Genomic DNA, 21,186 nt, shown 5'->3' on the forward strand with positions numbered 1-21,186 from the left:
GTGGGTATATACGTTCAGTGTTCCGTTCTTTTTTTAAGAGCGGTGATTGCTTTACTTTTTTTACATCATGTCTGTCTTATTCAGGTGACTATAGCACTGAGGTTCCACCTCTTCCCATTCCGAACAGAGAAGTTAAGCTCAGTCACGCCGATGGTACTGCGTAACAGTGGGAGAGTAGGTAGTTGCCGTTTTCTGAAGCCCCTGTATTCCGGAATAGGATACAGGGGCTTTCTGTTTTGGTACCCTAACCACACGCCATAGCCCCCTATCACACGCTCCCCCCTATCATCACCACATCACACGGCACCACACTCACATCACACGCCTCTCACACACCACACACTACCTGCCACACATACACATCACATGTTACCACCTGCTACTCATCGCATACATACCACCACACATACCATCACACGCCCCTCCCTATCATCACTACACCACACGCCACCCCCTATCACCACTACTCACCACCACATTACATACTACCTGCCACACGCTCCAACATAAGCTACACATTACATGCTACCACCTACGCCACCGTATACATATCACCATACCCACACATCCTCATACCTATACATATACATATACATATACATATACATATACATATACATATACATATACATATACATATACATATACATATACATATACATATACATATACATATACATATACATATACATATACATATACATATACATATACATATACATATACATATACATATACATATACATATACATATACATATACATATACATACCCACCCCACATACCACCACACGCTTTGCTACTGAAAAAGCTCACTGTGCGGTTGTACCTCTTTTTTCTATACCGCTTCCTTGAAGGATTTATTTCTGTACAGTTTGTTTCCGTACTGCTGCTCTTGCCTGCGGGGTATTGTTACGTTGCAGTCTGTTCCTTTCTTATACATGAAGAACAACAGGTATAAACTCGCTGTTGGGGTTATAGGGAACTGTGCGGTATCATGGTTTTCATGCTGTTCATTTTATCTCCCTTTGTATGTCTTGCCGGGACAGACCTTTGAATCTATATTGACGACTGGTATAGCCTGAGTGTACGACAGTGTAATTCTTGAAAATCTTATCCTTGCCTGGAACTACGGTTCGCTTTGTCGGATTTTACCCGGTTTATGTATATGGTATGGTGAGAGGGCTCCTACATGGTTTGTTTCTGTATTCTACTCTTTGGGTTATTCTTGCACATGGGTAAGCAGGCATTAATGAGGTATGAGGCTAAAATCTTACTATGCCATAGCGTTTTTCCTTTCGGTTACAGACTTTCCTGTTTCTTCTTTCTTTGCTCTTTGTTATGATGTTGTGCCTCTTTCTTTCTATACCGCTTCCTTGAGGGATTTATTTCCGTACAGTTTGTTTCCATGCTGCTGCTCTTGCCTGCGGGGTGTTGTTACGTTGCAGTCCCGGACTTGTATCGAACTGAAACATAAGGGAAAGGCGTGCCGTTGCGGTACGCCTTTTTTGTGATATATTAAAGTGATAGATGAATACTAACTTATAAAATGATATTTTTTTCAATAAAAAAGTTACGAATTTGTTTGTGTGCTACGAAATAATCTCTACCTTTGCATCGTTAAAACAAAAAGATAGGATGATTCAGAACTTTACATATATTCTACTGTGTGGTATTATTATTCTACTGGCAAAGTTTAGTGGAAGTGAGTACTGTGCGTAAATATATGTAAGATATAACAATATACTAAAGCCTTTCTCACTTCCTGGTGCGAAAGGCTTTTTTTATGGAATATGAATTTATAAATATACTAAAAGCGATGAGTGATAAATTATTTATTTTCGACACAACGCTCCGTGACGGTGAGCAGGTTCCGGGATGCCAGTTGAATACTGTGGAAAAGATTCAGGTAGCCAAGCAACTGGAGGCGTTGGGTGTGGATGTTATTGAAGCGGGATTTCCTATTTCGAGCCCGGGAGACTTCAATTCGGTGATTGAAATATCGAAAGCGGTGACATGGCCTACGATTTGCGCCCTGACACGTGCCGTACAGAAAGATATCGATGTTGCGGCGGAAGCGCTGCAATTTGCCAAGCATAAGCGTATTCATACCGGTATCGGTACTTCCGACTCGCATATCAAATACAAATTCAACTCCAACCGCGAGGAAATCATAGAGCGTGCAGTAGCTGCCGTGAAATATGCCCGCCGTTTTGTGGACGATGTAGAGTTCTATGCCGAGGATGCCGGACGTACGGACAACGAGTATCTGGCGCGTGTGATAGAAGCCGTTATCAAAGCGGGCGCTACGGTGGTGAATATACCCGATACGACCGGATATTGCCTTCCTGCCGAGTACGGTGCGAAGATAAACTATTTAATGGAACATGTAGACGGCATTCATAAGGCTATCATCTCCACCCACTGCCACAACGATTTGGGTATGGCTACCGCCAATACTATGGCAGGCGTGCTGAATGGCGCCCGTCAGGTGGAGGTTACTATCAACGGTATCGGCGAACGTGCCGGAAACACCTCGCTCGAGGAGGTGGCGATGATTATCAAGTGCCATAAAGACATCAACATCGAAACCAATATCAATACCCAGAAGATTTATCCGACCAGCCGTATGGTGTCCAGCCTAATGAATATGCCGGTGCAGCCTAACAAGGCTATCGTAGGCCGCAATGCCTTTGCACATTCGTCGGGTATCCACCAGGACGGTGTGTTGAAGAACGTACAGACTTATGAGATTATCGACCCGCACGATGTGGGTATCGACGATAATTCTATCGTACTGACCGCCCGCAGCGGACGTGCCGCTTTGAAAAACCGTTTACAGGTATTGGGTGTGTCGTTAGACCAGGAGAAGTTGGACAAGGTGTACGAGGACTTCTTGAAACTTGCCGATAAGAAGAAAGATATCAACGATGACGATATCTTGGTATTGACCGGTGCAGACCGTACACAAAACCACCGCATCAAGCTGGAATACTTGCAGGTGACGAGCGGCGTAGGTGTCCGTTCCGTTGCCAGTCTGGGGCTGAATATCTCCGGTGAGAGATTCGAGGCGGCTGCCAGCGGAAACGGTCCGGTAGATGCCGCTATCAAGGCGTTGAAGAAAATCATAGACCGCCACATGACGCTGAAAGAGTTTACTATCCAGGCTATCAGTAAAGGTAGCGATGATATGGGTAAGGTACATATGCAGGTGGAATACGATAACCGTATCTATTATGGTTTCGGCGCCAATACGGATATCATAGCCGCATCGGTGGAAGCTTACATAGACTGTATCAATAAATTCAAGATGTAAGGAAAGGTGGCAGAGTAATAAGGTATAGGTTAAAGTAATAGGCTGATAGAGCAAGCAGTGAACTGATAGAGTAATAAGCTGGTAAGGCTGTAAATTGATAAAGTAACAAACCGATAAAGCTGCAAACTGATAAAATAAGCTTATTCATTCCTTATACTTTATATCTCGTCCTTTATATTTCATAGTTCATAATTTATAACTCGTTTCTAATGAATACATTATTTGATAAAATCTGGGATGCCCACGTTGTGCAGAAGGTTGAGGACGGCCCTACGCAACTTTATATAGACCGTCTTTATTGCCATGAAGTAACCAGTCCGCAGGCTTTTGCAGGTTTGCGTGCCCGGGGTATTAAATGTTTCCGTCCGGAGAAGATATTCTGTATGCCCGACCACAACACGCCGACGCACGACCAGGATAAACCTATCGAAGACCCCGTTTCGAAAACACAGGTGGATACGCTGGCGAAGAATGCGGAAGATTTCGGCCTGGAACACTTCGGCATGATGAATAAGAAGAACGGCATTATTCATGTGGTAGGTCCGGAACGCGGACTGACTTTGCCCGGTATGACGATTGTGTGCGGCGACTCGCATACTTCTACTCACGGTGCAATGGGAGCGGTGGCTTTCGGTATCGGCACGAGCGAGGTGGAAATGGTAATGGCGTCGCAGTGTATCTTGCAGACACGCCCCAAGACGATGCGCATCACGGTGGACGGTAAGTTGGGCAAAGGCGTGACGGCAAAGGACGTGGCGCTTTATATGATGTCCAAAATGACGACCAGCGGCGCTACGGGCTATTTTGTGGAGTATGCCGGGGAGGCTGTGCGCAGCCTCTCTATGGAAGGACGCCTTACCTTGTGCAACCTCAGTATAGAAATGGGTGCACGCGGCGGCATGGTTGCTCCGGACGAGACAACGTTTGCATATATCCGTGGACGCGAGTATGCCCCGAAAGGCGAGAAGTGGGACAAGGCGCTGGCATACTGGAAGACGCTGAAAAGCGATGAAGATGCCGTGTTCGATAAAGAAGTGCGCTTCGATGCTGCTGATATAGAGCCGATGATTACCTACGGAACCAATCCGGGCATGGGTATGGGCATCACGCAGTGTATCCCTACTACCGGCGATATGGGTGAGGCTGCGAAAACATCTTTTATGAAGTCTATGGCTTATATGGGTTTCCAGCCGGGCGAACCGTTGCTGGGCAAGAAGATAGACTACGTATTCCTGGGTGCTTGCACGAATGGCCGTATCGAGGACTTCCGTGCATTTGCCTCTATCGTGAAAGGACGCAAAAAGGCTGCGGATGTAGTGGCTTGGCTGGTTCCCGGTTCGTGGATGGTGGATGCACAGATACGCGAGGAGGGTTTGGACAAGGTGCTGGAAGAAGCGGGCTTCGCTATCCGCCAGCCGGGATGTTCGGCTTGCCTGGCGATGAATGACGATAAAGTGCCTGCCGGAAAATATGCGGTATCTACCAGCAACCGTAACTTCGAAGGACGTCAGGGACCGGGTGCACGTACCCTGCTCGCCAGTCCATTGGTGGCTGCTGCGGCAGCGGTGACGGGGGTGATTACAGACCCGAGAGAATTTATTTAAATAGAGGTTCGCCACAGAGGACGCAGAGCTTCACAGAGTTTTTTGTTCAAGACTTTGTGAGTGCCTGCCCTCCGGCGGAGGAACGTAGTAATTGGAGGGGGCCTTTTCATGCGGCTTACAGAGAATACGAAGCGTAGAACATAGAACGCGAATTCTCCCCTCCTGGTTCCGACAACGAGCAGTACCGGCCTTTCGGAAAAAGTAAAAACTCTGTGCCCTCTGTGGTGAACGAAGAACAACCTAATAACAGCTACAATGAAACAAAAATTCAATATCATCAACAGTACTTGTGTCCCTCTCCCGTTGGAGAATGTAGATACCGACCAGATAATTCCCGCACGTTTCCTGAAAGCCACTACGAAAGAGGGTTTCGGCGAGAACCTGTTCCGTGATTGGCGGTACGACAAGCAGGGCAACAAAATAGAATCTTTCGTGCTGAACGACCCCACCTACGGCGGGCAAATCCTTGTGGCAGGCAAGAACTTCGGCTCCGGAAGCAGCCGTGAGCATGCGGCGTGGGCTATTGCCGACTACGGTTTCCGTGTGGTGGTGAGCAGCTTCTTCGCAGACATCCATAAGAATAACGAGCTGAACAACTTCGTGCTTCCGGTGGTGGTGAGCGAACCGTTCCTGAAAGAGCTGTTCGACTCTGTATTCGCCGACCCCAAGACGGAGGTGGAAGTGAACTTGCCGGAACAGACTATCACCAACAAGGTGACGGGCAAGAGCGAACATTTCGAAATCAATGCCTACAAGAAACATTGCCTGATGAACGGGCTGGACGACATCGATTTCCTTGTAGAGAACAAAGACAAGATAGAAGCCTGGGAGAAGAAAAATGAAGCATAATCATCCGAAGATAGAAATCATGGACACTACGCTCCGCGACGGCGAACAGACCAGCGGAGTATCTTTTGTGCCCCATGAGAAGTTGATGATTGCCCGTTTGTTGCTTGAAGACCTGAAAGTAGACCGGGTGGAAGTAGCTTCCGCACGGGTGTCCGAAGGAGAGTTCGATGCGGTGAAAATGATATGCGACTGGGCAGCCCGCCGCAATATGCTGCCGCGGGTGGAAGTCCTGGGTTTCGTTGACGGGCATACATCGGTAGACTGGATACACGCTACCGGTTGCCGGGTTATCAACCTGCTGTGCAAAGGCTCGTTGAAGCATTGCTCTTGCCAGTTGAAGAAAACGCCCGAGGAACATATCGAGGATATCCTGGCGGTGGTGGACTACGCGAATGTGCAGGATATGGAAGTGAACATCTACCTGGAAGATTGGAGCAACGGCATGAAAGACTCGCCGGAGTACGTATTCCAGCTAATGGACGCACTGATTCAGACCAATATCAAGCGGTATATGCTGCCCGATACGCTGGGTGTGCTGAACCCGTTGCAGGTTATCGAGTTTATGCGGAAAATGGTGAAACGCTATCCTCATGCACACTTCGACTTCCATGCCCACAACGATTACGACCTCGCAGTGAGCAATGTGCTGGCTGCCGTGCTGAGCGGTTGCAAAGGGTTGCACACCACCATTAACGGTTTGGGAGAGCGTGCCGGAAACGCACCTCTTGCCAGCGTGCAGGCTATCCTGAAAGACCATTTCAGCGCCGTCACCAATATCGACGAGAGCCGCCTGAACGATGTGAGCCGTGTGGTAGAATCCTACTCGGGCATCGTTATCCCCGCCAACAAACCCATTGTGGGTGAAAACGTGTTTACCCAAGTGGCGGGCGTGCATGCCGACGGGGACAACAAAAGCAATCTCTACTGTAACGACCTGTTGCCCGAGCGTTTCGGGCGTAAACGCGAGTATGCGTTAGGCAAGAACAGTGGCAAGGCGAACATCCGCAAGAATCTGGAGGACTTGGGGCTGGAGCTGGACGAGGACTCCATGCGCAAGGTCACCGAGCGTATCATCGAGCTGGGCGACAAGAAGGAGCTGGTGACGCAGGAAGACTTACCCTATATCGTTTCCGATGTCCTGAAACACGGGGTAATGGACGAGCGGGTGAAGCTGAAAAGCTACATAGTGAATCTTGCCTACGGACTGAAGCCAATGGCTACGCTGAAGATAGAAATCAACGGCAGGGAGTACGAGGAAAGTTCCAGCGGCGACGGCCAGTACGATGCCTTCGTGCGTGCCTTGCGTAAGATATACAAGATAACTCTGGGGCGCAAGTTTCCGATGCTTACGAATTATGCGGTGAGCATTCCGCCCGGTGGGCGTACCGATGCCTTCGTGCAGACGGTCATCACCTGGAGCTTTGAAGAGAAGGTATTCCGTACCCGTGGACTGGATGCCGACCAAACGGAAGCAGCTATCAAGGCAACGGTGAAGATGTTGAATATTATAGAGGAGGAATATTGTTAATGGAAGGGTTCACCGCAGAGGACACAGGGTCGCACAGAGTTTTTTTCTTTCGGGAAATGATTCTGCCTGTCATCCGGGATAAAGCGGAGAAACTGTTCTTCTGCTGTTTGCATAGGAGCAAGAAGTTTCGAGCCGATATCTCCTGAATGGCAATTATTCATAGCGATAATAATAAAAAACTCTGTGCCCTCTGTGGTGAATAAACACGAATAAATAAACTTAACCAATAAAATAATTATGGAATTTAAAATTGCAGTATTGGCCGGTGACGGTATCGGGCCGGAAATCTCGGCCGTAGGCGTGGACGTAATGACGGCCGTTTGTGAGAAGTTCGGACATAAGGTGAGCTATGAATATGCTGTCTGCGGTGCAGATGCTATCGACAAAGTGGGCGACCCGTTCCCCGAAGCCACTTACCAGGCTTGTAAGAATGCCGATGCAGTGCTTTTCTCCGCCGTAGGCGACCCGAAGTTCGACAACGACCCTACCGCTAAGGTACGTCCGGAGCAAGGATTGCTGGCTATGCGCAAGAAGCTGGGGCTGTTTGCCAATATCCGTCCGGTGCAGACTTTCAAGTGCCTCCTGCACAAGTCGCCGCTCCGTGCCGAGCTGGTGGAAGGCGCCGACTTTCTCTGTATCCGCGAGCTGACCGGCGGTATGTACTTCGGCGAGAAATACCAGGACAACGACAAGGCGTACGACACCAACATGTACACCCGTCCGGAAATCGAACGCATCCTGAAAGTTGGCTTCGAGTATGCCATGAAACGTAATAAGCACCTTACGGTGGTAGACAAGGCGAACGTGCTCGCCTCCTCGCGCCTGTGGAGGCAGATTGCCCAGGAAATGGCTCTGGGCTATCCGGAAGTAACCACCGACTATATGTACGTGGACAATGCCGCCATGCGCATGATTCAGGAACCGAAGTTCTTCGATGTAATGGTAACGGAGAATACCTTCGGCGACATCCTGACCGATGAAGGCTCCTGCATCAGCGGTTCTATGGGCTTGCTTCCTTCGGCATCTACCGGCGAGAGCACACCGGTGTTCGAACCTATCCACGGCTCATGGCCGCAGGCGAAAGGACTGAACATAGCCAATCCGCTGGCACAGATACTCTCCGTAGCTATGTTGTTCGAGTATTTCGACCTGAAAGAAGAAGGTACGCTTATCCGCAAGGCGGTGGATGCCTCCCTCGATGCCTGCGTCCGTACTCCGGAAATCCAGGTGGAAGGTGGTGCTAAGTACGGGACAAAAGAGGTAGGTGCTTGGATTGTCGATTACATCAAACACTAATCTTTATTAAGGAAAGAAAGGGACAAACGATTTTTTTCTACCTTTGCGGGGGATGTATTGCTATTCACCGCAGATTACGCAGATTTATACGGATAACAGGCACAGGCTGCCGGGCGGTCCGGGCTAATCTGTGACAGTCTGCATAATTTGCGGTGAGGGCGATGCATCCCCCTTATTTTATACACGATTGATTATGGTAAGAATAGCAAAGGACTTGACGGGACTCATCGGCCGTACGCCGCTGATGAAACTGGCAGGCTACAGCCGGAAGTACGGGCTGCAGCAGGAGATAGTCGCCAAGCTGGAATCGTTTAATCCGGCGGGCAGTGTAAAAGACCGCGTAGGGCTGGCGATGATTGAGGATGCCGAAGCGCGGGGGATACTGAAGCCCGGCGCCACCATTATAGAGCCTACTAGCGGCAATACCGGGGTGGGGTTGGCAATGGTGGCCACTGTCAAAGGTTACCGCCTGATACTGACCATGCCCGAGACAATGAGTGTGGAACGTCGTAACCTGCTGAAAGCCCTCGGAGCGGAAATCGTCCTGACGGACGGATTGGCAGGTATGGCAGGTTCTATCGCCAAGGCGGAGGAGCTGAGGGATAGGATTCCCGGCGCTGTAATCCTGCAACAGTTCGAGAACCCTGCCAATGCAAAGGTGCACGAGCTCACTACAGGCGAGGAAATCTGGGCGGATACGGACGGACGGGTGGATGTGTTCGTGGCAGGTGTAGGTACGGGCGGTACGATTTGCGGTGTGGCCTGCGCCTTGAAAAGGCATAAGCCGGATGTTTATATAGTGGCCGTCGAGCCCGCGTCGTCTCCCGTCCTCGAGGGGGGAGAGGCTGCTTCGCACCGCATACAAGGTATCGGGGCGAACTTCGTCCCCGCCCTCTACGATGCTTCGGTAGTGGATGAGGTAATTCCGGTTCCGGACGATGAAGCCATTCGCGGCGGACGTGAGCTGGCATCTACCGAGGGGCTACTGGCGGGAATATCTTCCGGTGCGGCCGTTTACGCGGCGCGTTTGCTGGCACAACGTCCCGAATTTGCGGATAAGATGATTGTCGCTTTGCTGCCCGATACGGGAGAGCGATATCTCTCTACCGAACTGTTTGCCTTCGATACCTATCCGCTGGAGTAAGGGCAGGAGAAGGAAGACCGTTTCCAACGAGGGCATGCTTGTGTCCGGTTTGGCTTGTGCCAACGGCTGGTATTTTTCGTACCGACAGTCGGTATTCCTCATGCCAGCGGTTGGTATTCCTTGTACCGGCATGTGGCATTCTTCGTACCGACAGTCGGTATTCCTCGTACCAGCGGTTGATACTTCTTGTACCGACGCGTGGTATTCCCCGTTCCGGTTGCCGGTACTCTCCGTTGCAGCGGTTGAAACAGATTTGAACGTATTATAAAAATAGAACCATAAGTATGAAGAAACTGATTTTTCTCACCGTGTGTTTGTTGGTGGGTAGCGTACCCGCATTTTCGCAGACATATCAGGAACTTTGCGACCGTGCCGTTACTTATACGGAACAGGACAGCTTGCAGCAGGCGGAAAGCTATATCCGCCAGGCGTTGAAGTTGGAACCTGCCAATCCCCATAACGCCCTTCTGTTTTCCAACCTCGGGACGATACAGCGGCGCAGGCGGCAATACGAGCAAGCATTGGAGTCGTACGGCTTTGCCCTGAACATCGCCCCGCGAGCTGTCCCTATCCTGTTGAACCGGGCGGTTGTCTATATGGAATTAGGCCGTAATAACTTGGCGCAAGCCGACTATTCCCTGGTGCTGGACTTGGAGAAAAATAACGAGGAAGCCCTATTGATGCGTGCCTATATTTACATGCAGCAGCGGGATTATAAAATGGCGGAGGCGGATTATCAGCGTTTGTTGAAAGTAAATCCTGCCAGTTATAACGGCCGTCTCGGATTGGCGACCTTAAAGCAGAAAGAGGGGAAATATGAAGAGGCGCTGGGCATACTGAACGATATGATTACAGCCCGGGAAGAAAGCCTGCAACTCTCCCCCTCCCGTTATGCCATGCTCTATGTGGCACGTGCCGGTGTGGAGAAAGATATGCAGCACATGGATATGGCGCTGATAGACCTGGAAGAAGCGATAAAGCTGGACAGCTCGCAGCCGGAAGCCTATCTGATACGTGGCGAAATCTACCTCGCCCAGAAGAAAAAAGACTTGGCACGGCGCGATTTCGAGAAAGCCATATCGTTGGGAGTGCCGCAGGCTGATTTACGGGATTGGATGAAGAAAGTGAAATAAGTCAGTTTTCCCCCTCGTACTCCCGTATCGCCTTCACGAACTCCTTTCCGTATTTCTTCTTCTTGTATTCTCCGATGCCACTGATATTGCCGAATTCTTCGATAGTGGTGGGACGCGAGGTGCTGAGCAGGTGGAGCACCTTGTCGGAGAGGACGATGTATGCCGGTAAGGCCTCCTCGTCGGCAAGGCGTTTCCTCAGTGCCCGCAAAGTTTCGAAAAGGGCTTCGTTCTCTGTATTGGGAAGCCCCAGGGGAAGTTCCTGTACAGGGGCGGGTATCTTGCGTTTCCTGCCGCGCTTGGCTTCGCTTGCTTCCTCTCTGCGTATGACTACTAATTGGGCGGTGGCTCTGCCGAAAAGAACGTCGCTTCCGGTGGAGGTTATCTTCAGGTGATTGTTCTCGTTGTAGGCTATTTCGAAGTAGCCGAGTTGTAGCATTTGTAATAAATAATCGTGCCAGTCGCGGGCGGGAACCTCCCGTCCGGCGCCGAATGTTTTCAGTTGTTGGTAACCTTTGTCCACCACTTCGGCGCTCATGTTCCCCCTTAGGATATCCACCAGTACGCCCGTACCTATCTGCTGTTCTGTGCGGGCAATGGCACTTAGTGCCTTCTGTACGATAACAGTCCCGTCGAAGTGTTCCGGCGGGTTCTTGCAAACGTCGCAGTTTCCACAATTATGGACTGATGTTTCTCCGAAATAGTTTAACAGTATCCGGCGCCGGCAGATGTCGGACTCGGCATACTGCTGCATCCGTTGCAGCTTCTCCAGGCCGATGTCTTTCTGTCCGCTCTCGGTAGCGAACTTGGTGAGTAAAATCAAGTCGGCCAGTGAGTAAAACAATAGTGTGTCGCTCGGTAGTCCGTCCCGTCCGGCACGTCCTATTTCCTGATAGAAACTCTCGATGCTCTTTGGTAAATTATAATGAATAACCCAGCGCACGTTGCTCTTGTCTATCCCCATACCGAAGGCAATGGTGGCGCATACCACTTGTACACGGTCGTTGATGAAATCGTCTTGTGCTTCGTCCCTGTGGGCGGGAGAGAGGCCGGCATGGTAAACGGCGGTGCGGATACCCTGTTTCCGTAACATTTGTGCAACGGATTCCGTCTTGCTGCGGCTCATGCAATATATGATGCCGCTCTCCCCGGGATGACGGGCTATAAAGTCAAGAATTGTCTTAGTTTTTTCCTTCTGTTGGTAGCCCCGTTTTACGGTCAGGCTCAGGTTGGGACGGTCGAAGGAAGAGATGAATATCCGGGGATGCTCCAGGTGGAGTTGTTCGATGATATCCTCCCGGGTAATCTTGTCGGCGGTGGCGGTCAGGGCTATGACGGGAACCTGCGGGAACAACTGGTGCAGGATGCCCATTTGTGCATATTCCGGACGGAAATCGTGCCCCCATTGCGAGATGCAATGCGCCTCGTCGATAGCGAATAGCGAGATGTGCATGTCGCGCAGCAGGTAGTTGGCTTCCGCCAGCAGCTTTTCGGGAGAGATATACAGCAGTTTCAGCTTCCCCTCCATGCAGGCGCGGCGCAGGGCTGCATTCTCCGTCTCATCGTTACTGCTGTTCAGCGCGCCGGCGCTGATGCCGTTGGCGCACAATGCCTCCACCTGGTCTTTCATGAGTGAAATGAGCGGCGAAACCACCACCGCAGTACCTTCACGCAGCAGGGCGGGAAGCTGGTAGCATATGGACTTCCCACCACCGGTAGGCATCAGTACGAGTGCATCGTTTCCATTCAGGATGTGGCGGATAATCTCTTCCTGTAACGGGCGGAAACTATCGTAGCCGAAGTATGTCTTGAGTGTTTGTAGCATAAGCGGCGCATTACTTTTTAAGGAAGCAAAGATACATTAATTAGTATATAAGATGCAAATGAAAATATTGTCCGATTATATATCCTTTAAACTATGCAGCAAAGTTAAATAATCTTATTATTGGACGACACCCGCTTCTTTTCAACCTTTTTCGTTGTTTATGTATCAAAAATATGTACGGGAAAAGTTGCGTATTAAAAAAAAATATCAGACTTTTGTGTGGTCTAAAGGAAACTCCTTTCGATTCCCCAAATTAAACAACCCTAACCAGTTAATTCAATGAGTGATTTAGAAGAAAAAGCACAGGAGGAAGCTGCTAAGAAGCGTCCCTATAACCTGCGCGAAAAGAAAGAGAAAAAGGCTGCCTACCGTTCCTTGATTCGTCCGGAACTGGCAGATGAATTGTATGACAGGATACTGAATATCATCGTTGTACAGAAGAAGTACAGAGACCCTAATTATTCTGCTAAGGATTTGGCAAAAGAGTTGCAGACCAATACCCGGTATTTGTCGGCCGTGGTGAACTCCCGCTTCGGCATGAACTACTCTTGCCTGCTGAACGAATACAGAGTGAAAGATGCGTTGCATTTATTGACAGATAAGAGATACGCTGACAAGAATGTCGAAGAAATCAGCACCATGGTAGGTTTTGCCAACCGTCAGTCTTTTTATGCTGCGTTTTACAAGAACGTAGGAGAAACTCCCAACGGTTATCGCAAAAGACATGCAATGAAGGTCAAATAATGCAGCAAAGCTGAATTTATAAAAAGGAAATATTCTGGAGCGCCGGTTTCGGGATACTTCCTTTTATCGTTTTTAATACCTGTCTATCTATTTTCCGACAACACATGAAGAAACAACTGATTTCCGCGGTGGCCGCCGTGTCCATGCTGACAGCCTGCGGCGGAGCGCCGAAAACTACTGCCGAGGCAGAAAAATTCGATTATACAGTGGAACAATTTGCAGACTTACAGATTTTACGCTATCGCGTACCGGGGTTTGAGGACTTGTCGCTCAAACAGAAAGAATTAGTCTATTATCTTACGGAAGCCGCCTTGCAGGGACGTGATATCCTGTTCGACCAAAACGGGAAGTACAACCTGAGAATCCGCCGGATGCTGGAAGCCGTCTATACGGGCTATGCGGGCGACAGGAACACGCCTGATTTCAAGGCAATGGAAGTGTACTTGAAACGCGTATGGTTTTCCAACGGCATTCATCATCATTATGGCAGTGAGAAATTCGTTCCGGGATTTGCACCCGAATTCTTCAAGCAGGCATTGCTGAGCGTGGATGCCTCCACCCTGCCGCTTGCGGAAGGGCAAACGGCGGAACAGCTTTACGAGGAAGTGTATCCCGTTATCTTCGACCCCGCAGTGATGCCGAAACGTGTGAACCAGGCTGCCGGCGAAGACTTAGTGCTGACCTCCGCATGCAATTATTACGACGGGGTGACGCAGGCGGAAGCCGAAGCTTTTTACAACGCCATGAAAGACCCTGCCGACGAGACACCGGTGTCTTACGGGCTGAACAGCCGCCTGGTGAAAGAAAACGGCACGATTCGGGAAAAAGTGTGGAAAGCGGGCGGTTTGTACGGGCAGGCTATCGGGAAGATAATATACTGGCTGAAGAAGGCGGAAGGCGTTGCCGAGACTCCCGAACAGAAAGCCGTTATCGCCAAGCTGGTGGAGTTCTATGAAACCGGCGACTTGAAAACATTCGATGATTATGCCATTCTATGGGTAAAAGACCTTGATTCGCGTATCGACTTCGTGAACGGGTTTACCGAGAGCTATGGCGACCCCTTGGGCATGAAGGCGAGCTGGGAATCCCTGGTGAATTTCAAAGACCTGGAGGCTACCCGCCGTACGGAAGTTATCAGCAGCAATGCACAGTGGTTCGAAGACCATTCGCCGGTGGAAAAACAGTTCAGGAAAGAGAAGGTGAAAGGCGTTTCGGCAAAGGTGATTACAGCCGCTATCCTGGCGGGTGACCTTTATCCTTCGACGGCTATCGGCATCAACCTGCCCAATGCGAACTGGATTCGCAGCCGCCACGGTTCCAAGTCCGTTACAATCGGTAATATTACGGATGCGTATAACAAGGCTGCCCACGGTAACGGCTTCAACGAGGAGTTCGTGTACAGCGATACCGAACTGCAGCGGATAGACAAGTATGCCGACCTTACCGATGAATTGCATACCGACCTGCACGAATGTCTGGGGCATGGCTCCGGCAGGCTGCTCCCCGGCGTAGACCCCGATACCTTGAAGGCATATGGCTCTACTATCGAGGAAGCGCGCGCCGACCTGTTCGGGCTCTACTACGTTGCCGACCCGAAGCTGGTGGAACTGGGCTTGCTTCCGGATACGGATGCTTACAAGGCACAGTATTATACTTACCTGATGAACGGCCTGATGACGCAGCTCGTACGTATCGAGCCGGGAAAGAATATAGAAGAAGCCCATATGCGCAACCGCCAGCTCATAGCCCGCTGGGTGTATGAGAAAGGCGCTGCCGGCAAGGTGGTGGAGCTGGTGAAGAACAACGGAAAGACATATGTCGTGATAAACGATTATGAGAAGTTGCGCGGGCTGTTCGGCGAGTTGCTTGCCGAGATACAGCGCATCAAGTCTACCGGCGACTACGATGCCGCCCGCGACCTGGTGGAGACATATGCCGTGAAGGTAGACCCCGCACTGCATGCGGAGGTGTTGGAACGTTATAAGAAGCTGAACCTGGCTCCGTACAAGGGTTTTATCAATCCGAAGTATGAGGCGGTAACGGATGCGGAGGGCAATATAACCGATGTGACTGTGACTTATGATGAAGGGTATGCCGAACAGATGCTGCGTTATAGCAAGGATTACTCGGTATTGCCTTCGGTAAATGATTAAATAAGTTGAAACAGAGACGCAGAGCCACGGAAACCCAAAAGCCGGGGTGTTTTTTAACGCGGAATTGTCATATAACTAATTTAAAGAACAACCTCCGTGCCTCCGTGTCTCTGTGTTCAATTAACCATATTCCTTAAATTATGGAACTAAGTGAACAACTCAGGGAAATCAAGACCCAACTCCGTCTCTCCATGAACGGAGCCGTGTCGCAAAGTATGCGCGAGAAAGGGCTGGTGTATAAATTGAATTTCGGTGTGGAGTTGCCCCGCATCAAGACTATCGCCGCCGCCTACGGGAAAGACCACGCCCTGGCGCAAGCCCTCTGGAAAGAAGATATACGCGAATGCAAAATCCTGGCGGGAATGCTCCAGCCGGTAGAAAGCTTCTTGCCGGAGATTGCCGATATATGGGTGGAGAATATCCGGAATATCGAGATTGCGGAGCTTACCTGCATGAACCTTTTCCAGCATTTGCCGTATGCTCCCGCTAAGTCTTTCCACTGGATTGCAACGGAGGATGAATACACGCAGGTATGTGGCTTCCTCACCATTGCCCGCCTGCTGATGAAGAAGGGCGATATGGACGAGCGTGTGGAAAACGAGTTCCTCGACCAGGCCGTAACCGCTTTCCTGTCGGACGCTTACCATGTGCGCAATGCTGCGATGACTGCTATCCGCCGCTTCATGCAGCATAGCCAGGAGAACGCCTTTCGGGTTTGCCGGAAGGTGGAGAATATGAAAGACTCTACCTCGCCGTCCGAGCAGCTTCTTTATAACGCCGTGAGAGAGGAGATAGCATATTAATTTTTCTTTTTTTGTTTGCTTTCCGCAAAAAAGGCTTAACTTTGTTGGCTGTAAAAAACTGCGCCGTCTAAATGGAAAGTCAGAATGTGAAAGATACGGTTAGGCAGATATTCACCGAATATCTCAATGCGAACGGGCATCGTAAGACTCCCGAACGCTATGCCATACTCGACACTATTTATTCCATAAACGGGCATTTCGATATCGACACGCTTTACTCGCTTATGGCAGACCAGGAAAATTTCAGGGTCAGCCGCGCGACGCTTTACAATACTATCATACTGCTCATCAACGCCCGCCTGGTTATCAAGCACCAGTTCGGGAACTCCTCTCAATACGAAAAAAGCTATAACCGCGATACGCACCACCACCAGATATGCACGCAGTGCGGCAAGGTGGTCGAATTCCAGAACGGGGAATTGCAGCATGCTATCGAGCATACGAAGCTGAGCCGCTTCAACCTGACGCATTACTCCCTGTACATGTACGGGCTGTGCAGCAAGTGCGACCGCGCGAATAAGAAGAAGAAAAACAATAACCATAAGAAAGAAAAATGAAAGTAGACATTCTATTAGGATTACAATGGGGCGACGAAGGCAAAGGTAAAGTCGTCGATGTATTAACTCCGAGATACGATGTAGTGGCACGTTTTCAAGGTGGCCCGAATGCCGGTCATACGTTGGAGTTCGAAGGCCAGAAGTATGTGCTCCGCTCCATTCCTTCGGGAATTTTCCAGGGCGATAAGGTGAATATCATCGGTAATGGCGTAGTGCTCGACCCTGCCTTGTTCAAGGCGGAAGCGGAAGCGTTGGAGGCATCCGGCCATAATCTGAAGGAGCGCCTGCATATTTCTAAGAAAGCGCATCTTATCCTGCCTACCCACCGTATCCTGGATGCTGCGTACGAAGCTGCAAAGGGAGATGCCAAGGTGGGAACCACCGGTAAGGGTATCGGCCCTACCTATACGGACAAGATAAGCCGTAACGGTGTGCGTGTGGGCGATATCCTGCACGATTTCGACAAGAAGTACGCCGCTGCTAAGGCACGCCACGAGCAAATCCTGAAAAGCCTGAATTATGAATACGACTTGACGGAGCTGGAAAAGGCGTGGTTCGAAGGTATCGAATATTTGAAACAGTTCAAGTTCGTGGATAGCGAACACGAGATAAACAGCCTCCTGGCCGAAGGCAAGACCGTGCTGTGCGAAGGCGCGCAGGGAACGATGCTCGATATAGATTTCGGCTCGTATCCGTTCGTAACCTCCTCCAACACCATTTGTGCCGGTGCATGTACGGGTTTGGGCGTAGCTCCCAATAAAATAGGCGAGGTGTATGGTATCTTCAAGGCATATTGTACGCGTGTGGGTGCAGGTCCGTTCCCAACGGAACTGTTCGATAAGACCGGTGACCAGATTTGTACGCTGGGACATGAGTTCGGCTCGGTAACCGGACGCAAGCGCCGTTGCGGCTGGATTGACTTGGTAGCTTTGAAGTATGCCATTATGGTAGACGGCGTTACTAAGCTTATCATGATGAAAAGCGATGTGCTCGACTCTTTCGAGACAATCAAGGCTTGTGTGGCATATAAGGTGAACGGTGAAGAAATCGATTACTTCCCGTTCGATATCGAAGGTGTGGAACCGGTATATGTGGAATTGCCCGGCTGGCAGACGGATATGACAAAAATGCAGAGCGAGGATGAGTTCCCCGAGGAATTCAACGCATACCTGGCATTCTTGGAAGAGCAGCTTGGCGTACCTGTCAAGATTGTATCGGTAGGTCCCGACCGCGGGCAAACCATTGAGCGTTATACAGAAGAATAATAGAAATTAGCTAATTCTTCCTAAAAGATAAGGGAAACAACGAGATAGCTCGCGGTTTCCCTTTATTTTTGGCAAGTTATTTGTTATATAATCGGAAACGACATTTATTCACTAAAGAAAAAAAGAAAAAGAAGACTATGGCAACAGGAATGATAGGCATGCAATGGATTATTTTTATAGGCATAGCCGTGGTTAGCTGGCTGGTACAGATGAACCTGCAGAATAAGTTTAAGAAATACTCTAAAATTCCTACCGGTAATGGAATGACGGGGGCCGATGTAGCTTTGAAGATGCTGCACGACAACGGCATCTATGATGTTACCGTGACACATACTCCGGGACACCTCACCGACCATTACAATCCTGCCAACAAGACTGTGAACCTGAGCGAGGGTGTTTACAGCAGCGACAGCATTATGGCGGCAGCCGTTGCCGCCCACGAGTGCGGACACGCCGTGCAGCATGCGCGTGCCTATGCTCCGCTGACGATGCGCAGCAAGCTGGTTCCGGTGGTATCGTTCGCTTCCAATATTATGACGTGGATATTGCTGGCAGGTATCTTGATGCTGAACACTTTCCCGCAGTTGTTGCTGGCAGGTATCATCCTTTTTGCCATGACTACGCTGTTCAGCTTCATTACCCTTCCGGTGGAAATCAATGCGAGCAAGCGAGCGCTGGTGTGGCTGAGCAGTTCCGGTATTACGAACTCCCGTAACCATGCCCAGGCGGAAGATGCGCTTCGTTCGGCCGCTTATACATATGTAGTGGCAGCCCTCGGTTCACTGGCAACGCTCATTTATTACATTATGATATTCCTGGGACGCAGGGAGTAAGCCGAATCCATAGATGTACATGGTATGGAATAACAAACAGACCGCCTATTCGCTTGAAATAGGCGGTCTGTTTGCTTAAACGCGTTATCCGTTTTCATTGAACGTATGGGTTGTTTCCGCTTGACGTACGGCTTGTCCGGAGTAAACGCATCCTGCGTGCTCCAAATTCCTCTCCTTTCTCTTTTCATCCTCGATAAAATACCGTAACTTTGTCGTCCGATTTTATAAATGATTGATACGATTATGGCAGCAAAACCAAGTATTCCGAAAGGAACCCGCGACTTTTCGCCCGTAGAAATGGCGAAGCGTAACTATATATTCGATACGATTCGTGATGTTTACCACCTTTATGGTTTCCAGCAGATAGAGACGCCTTCTATGGAGATGCTTTCCACCCTAATGGGAAAGTACGGCGAGGAGGGGGATAAGCTGCTGTTCAAGATACAGAACTCCGGCGATTACTTTTCCGCCCTGACCGACGAGGAGTTGTTGAGCCGCAATGCGGCGAAGCTTGCCGGCAAGTTTTGCGAGAAAGGTTTGCGTTACGACCTCACCGTGCCTTTCGCTCGCTATGTGGTGATGCACAGGGATGAGATAACGTTCCCCTTCAAGCGCTACCAGATACAACCTGTGTGGCGTGCCGACCGTCCGCAGAAAGGACGTTACCGCGAGTTCTATCAATGCGATGCCGATGTGGTGGGCAGCGATTCCCTGCTGAACGAGGTCGAGCTGATGCAGATTGTTGATACCGTGTTTACACGCTTCGGCATCCGTGTATGCATTAAAATCAATAACCGCAAGATATTGAGTGGTATTGCCGAGATTATCGGCGAAGCCGACAAAATAGTGGATATAACCGTGGCAATCGACAAGCTGGATAAAATCGGATTGGACAATGTCAACGCGGAGCTGAAAGAGAAGGGGATTAGCGACGATGCCATTGCCAAATTGCAGCCTATCATCCTGTTGAGCGGCAGCAACGAGGAGAAGCTCGCTACCTTGAAGCAGGTATTATCCGCCAGCGAGACGGGTTTGAAAGGTGTGGAGGAGAGCGAATTCATCCTGAACACTCTTTCTGCACTCGGTTTGAAGAATACAATCGAACTCGACCTGACCCTGGCGCGTGGTCTGAACTATTATACCGGTGCGATTTTTGAGGTGAAAGCGCTGGATGTGCAGATAGGCAGTATCACCGGTGGCGGCCGTTATGACAATTTAACCGGTGTGTTCGGCATGGCAGGTGTTTCGGGAGTAGGCATCTCGTTCGGTGCAGACCGTATCTTCGATGTACTGAACCAGCTCGGGCTTTATCCGAAAGAAGCGGTGAACGGCACACAGCTCTTGTTCATTAATTTTGGCGAGAAAGAAGCTGCTTTCTCTATGGGCGTTCTTGCCCGGGTACGTGCGGCAGGTATCCGTGCGGAGATTTTCCCCGATTCCAGTAAGATGAAGAAACAAATGAGTTATGCTAATTCAAAGATGATACCGTTTGTTGCCCTGGTGGGAGAGAATGAGATGAACGAGGGCAAAATAACCTTGAAAAACATGGAAACGGGTGCACAAAAGCTGGTTACCCCCCAGGAGTTGGTTAGCGAACTGAGTTAATAAAAACTGAAATACTATTAAAAGGAGCGCATTTGTGCTCCTTTTTTTATATATTTGTAAAGAAGGTGTTGCGGGAATGTAATTCCCGGTTTCTACCTTTGCACTGACAATAAAATAGGAGGTTTGTATGGTTTCCGTTCAATTCAAGCAAGAAAAGCACAATGCCCTCGTCAGTTTCTTGATGATTGTCATAGCGGTATTGTTTTTACTCTATATGGGGAGTTCACTGGTGCACTCCACCAAAACGTTCTGGGAGAACTATTCTATCGAGAATTTATTGGAATGATGTTTTGAGGCAGGGTTTATAGTAAGTTAACTTGCTTGCCTGGACGAAGTTAACCGGGCAGGGTATGGTAAGTTAATATCCTTGTACCAATGAAGGGATATTCAGTAAATGTCCCTAAAAAAACAAGATGGCATATGAAGCTGATAGAGCATAACCACTTCATATGCCATTATTATTGTCATTTTTCTGTGCTTTCTCACGTAATTCTATCCGGTAGGACATGAAGTTCTGGAAGAAGTCTGATGACC

The 21,186-nt window shown here is 49.6% G+C and carries 16 protein-coding genes and 1 rRNA gene; 16 read left to right on the forward strand and 1 reads right to left on the reverse strand.

What is annotated here, in order from left to right:
• Nucleotides 1-80: 80 nt before the first annotated feature.
• The 8 genes from rrf to C233_RS0120165 all read left to right on the forward strand — a co-directional run bounded on the left by rrf (nucleotide 81) and on the right by C233_RS0120165 (nucleotide 10,870).
• Nucleotides 81-191: ribosomal RNA gene (gene rrf, locus C233_RS0120125) — 5S ribosomal RNA — on the forward strand.
• Nucleotides 192-1,819: 1,628 nt separating this feature from the next.
• Entirely contained in the window at nucleotides 1,820-3,316 is a 1,497-nt protein-coding gene (locus C233_RS0120135) for a 2-isopropylmalate synthase (RefSeq protein ID WP_025069184.1), read from the forward strand.
• A gap of 209 nt (nucleotides 3,317-3,525) precedes the next feature.
• Nucleotides 3,526-4,920 (forward strand): 3-isopropylmalate dehydratase large subunit, encoded by a 1,395-nt coding sequence (leuC, locus tag C233_RS0120140; protein ID WP_018669309.1) that lies wholly within the window; start codon nucleotides 3,526-3,528, stop codon nucleotides 4,918-4,920.
• A gap of 255 nt (nucleotides 4,921-5,175) precedes the next feature.
• Nucleotides 5,176-5,769, forward strand: coding sequence for a 3-isopropylmalate dehydratase small subunit (gene leuD / locus C233_RS0120145; RefSeq protein ID WP_018669310.1), 594 nt, complete (start codon nucleotides 5,176-5,178; stop codon nucleotides 5,767-5,769).
• Complete coding sequence (locus tag C233_RS0120150; protein ID WP_018669311.1) at nucleotides 5,759-7,297, forward strand: alpha-isopropylmalate synthase regulatory domain-containing protein; 1,539 nt, start codon at nucleotides 5,759-5,761, stop codon at nucleotides 7,295-7,297. The genes leuD and C233_RS0120150 overlap by 11 nt, the downstream gene beginning before the upstream one ends.
• A 237-nt stretch (nucleotides 7,298-7,534) precedes the next feature.
• Complete coding sequence (leuB, locus tag C233_RS0120155) at nucleotides 7,535-8,593, forward strand: 3-isopropylmalate dehydrogenase (RefSeq protein WP_018669313.1); 1,059 nt, start codon at nucleotides 7,535-7,537, stop codon at nucleotides 8,591-8,593.
• 193 nt (nucleotides 8,594-8,786) lie between these two features.
• A complete protein-coding gene (cysK, locus tag C233_RS0120160) occupies nucleotides 8,787-9,737 on the forward strand; it encodes a cysteine synthase A (protein WP_018669314.1) in 951 nt (316 codons plus the stop codon).
• 284 nt (nucleotides 9,738-10,021) lie between these two features.
• Complete coding sequence (locus C233_RS0120165) at nucleotides 10,022-10,870, forward strand: tetratricopeptide repeat protein (protein ID WP_018669315.1); 849 nt, start codon at nucleotides 10,022-10,024, stop codon at nucleotides 10,868-10,870.
• 1 nt (nucleotide 10,871) lies between these two features.
• On the opposite strand, the gene recQ is transcribed toward C233_RS0120165, so the two are convergent.
• Nucleotides 10,872-12,692: a DNA helicase RecQ gene (gene recQ / locus C233_RS0120170; protein WP_018669316.1), complete on the reverse strand. Its 1,821-nt coding sequence runs from the start codon at nucleotides 12,690-12,692 to the stop codon at nucleotides 10,872-10,874.
• Between the two features lie 279 nt (nucleotides 12,693-12,971).
• Here recQ and C233_RS0120175 point away from each other — a divergent pair, with 279 nt between their 5' ends.
• From C233_RS0120175 to C233_RS24645, 8 genes are all read left to right on the forward strand, one after another.
• Entirely contained in the window at nucleotides 12,972-13,436 is a 465-nt protein-coding gene (locus C233_RS0120175) for a helix-turn-helix domain-containing protein (protein WP_018669317.1), read from the forward strand.
• A 104-nt stretch (nucleotides 13,437-13,540) separates the two neighbouring features.
• Nucleotides 13,541-15,589, forward strand: a complete 2,049-nt coding sequence (locus C233_RS0120180; RefSeq protein ID WP_018669318.1) for a dipeptidyl-peptidase 3 family protein — start codon at nucleotides 13,541-13,543, stop codon at nucleotides 15,587-15,589.
• A 140-nt stretch (nucleotides 15,590-15,729) separates the two neighbouring features.
• Nucleotides 15,730-16,392, forward strand: a complete 663-nt coding sequence (locus tag C233_RS0120185) for a DNA alkylation repair protein (RefSeq protein WP_025069182.1) — start codon at nucleotides 15,730-15,732, stop codon at nucleotides 16,390-16,392.
• A 71-nt stretch (nucleotides 16,393-16,463) separates the two neighbouring features.
• Complete coding sequence (locus C233_RS0120190; RefSeq protein ID WP_018669320.1) at nucleotides 16,464-16,949, forward strand: Fur family transcriptional regulator; 486 nt, start codon at nucleotides 16,464-16,466, stop codon at nucleotides 16,947-16,949.
• Nucleotides 16,946-18,214 carry an adenylosuccinate synthase gene (locus C233_RS0120195; protein ID WP_018669321.1) on the forward strand — a complete coding sequence of 423 codons (1,269 nt, stop codon included), beginning with the start codon at nucleotides 16,946-16,948 and terminating at the stop codon, nucleotides 18,212-18,214. Before C233_RS0120190 ends, C233_RS0120195 begins: the two co-directional genes overlap by 4 nt.
• A 137-nt stretch (nucleotides 18,215-18,351) precedes the next feature.
• Nucleotides 18,352-19,047, forward strand: coding sequence for a zinc metallopeptidase (locus tag C233_RS0120200; protein ID WP_026314948.1), 696 nt, complete (start codon nucleotides 18,352-18,354; stop codon nucleotides 19,045-19,047).
• Between the two features lie 243 nt (nucleotides 19,048-19,290).
• Nucleotides 19,291-20,652, forward strand: a complete 1,362-nt coding sequence (gene hisS, locus C233_RS0120205; protein WP_025069181.1) for a histidine--tRNA ligase — start codon at nucleotides 19,291-19,293, stop codon at nucleotides 20,650-20,652.
• A 127-nt stretch (nucleotides 20,653-20,779) separates the two neighbouring features.
• Nucleotides 20,780-20,938 carry a hypothetical protein gene (locus C233_RS24645; protein WP_018669324.1) on the forward strand — a complete coding sequence of 53 codons (159 nt, stop codon included), beginning with the start codon at nucleotides 20,780-20,782 and terminating at the stop codon, nucleotides 20,936-20,938.
• Nucleotides 20,939-21,186 lie beyond the last annotated feature (248 nt).

It is taken from the genome of Bacteroides gallinarum DSM 18171 = JCM 13658, assembly GCF_000374365.1.
GTDB lineage: Bacteria > Bacteroidota > Bacteroidia > Bacteroidales > Bacteroidaceae > Bacteroides > Bacteroides gallinarum.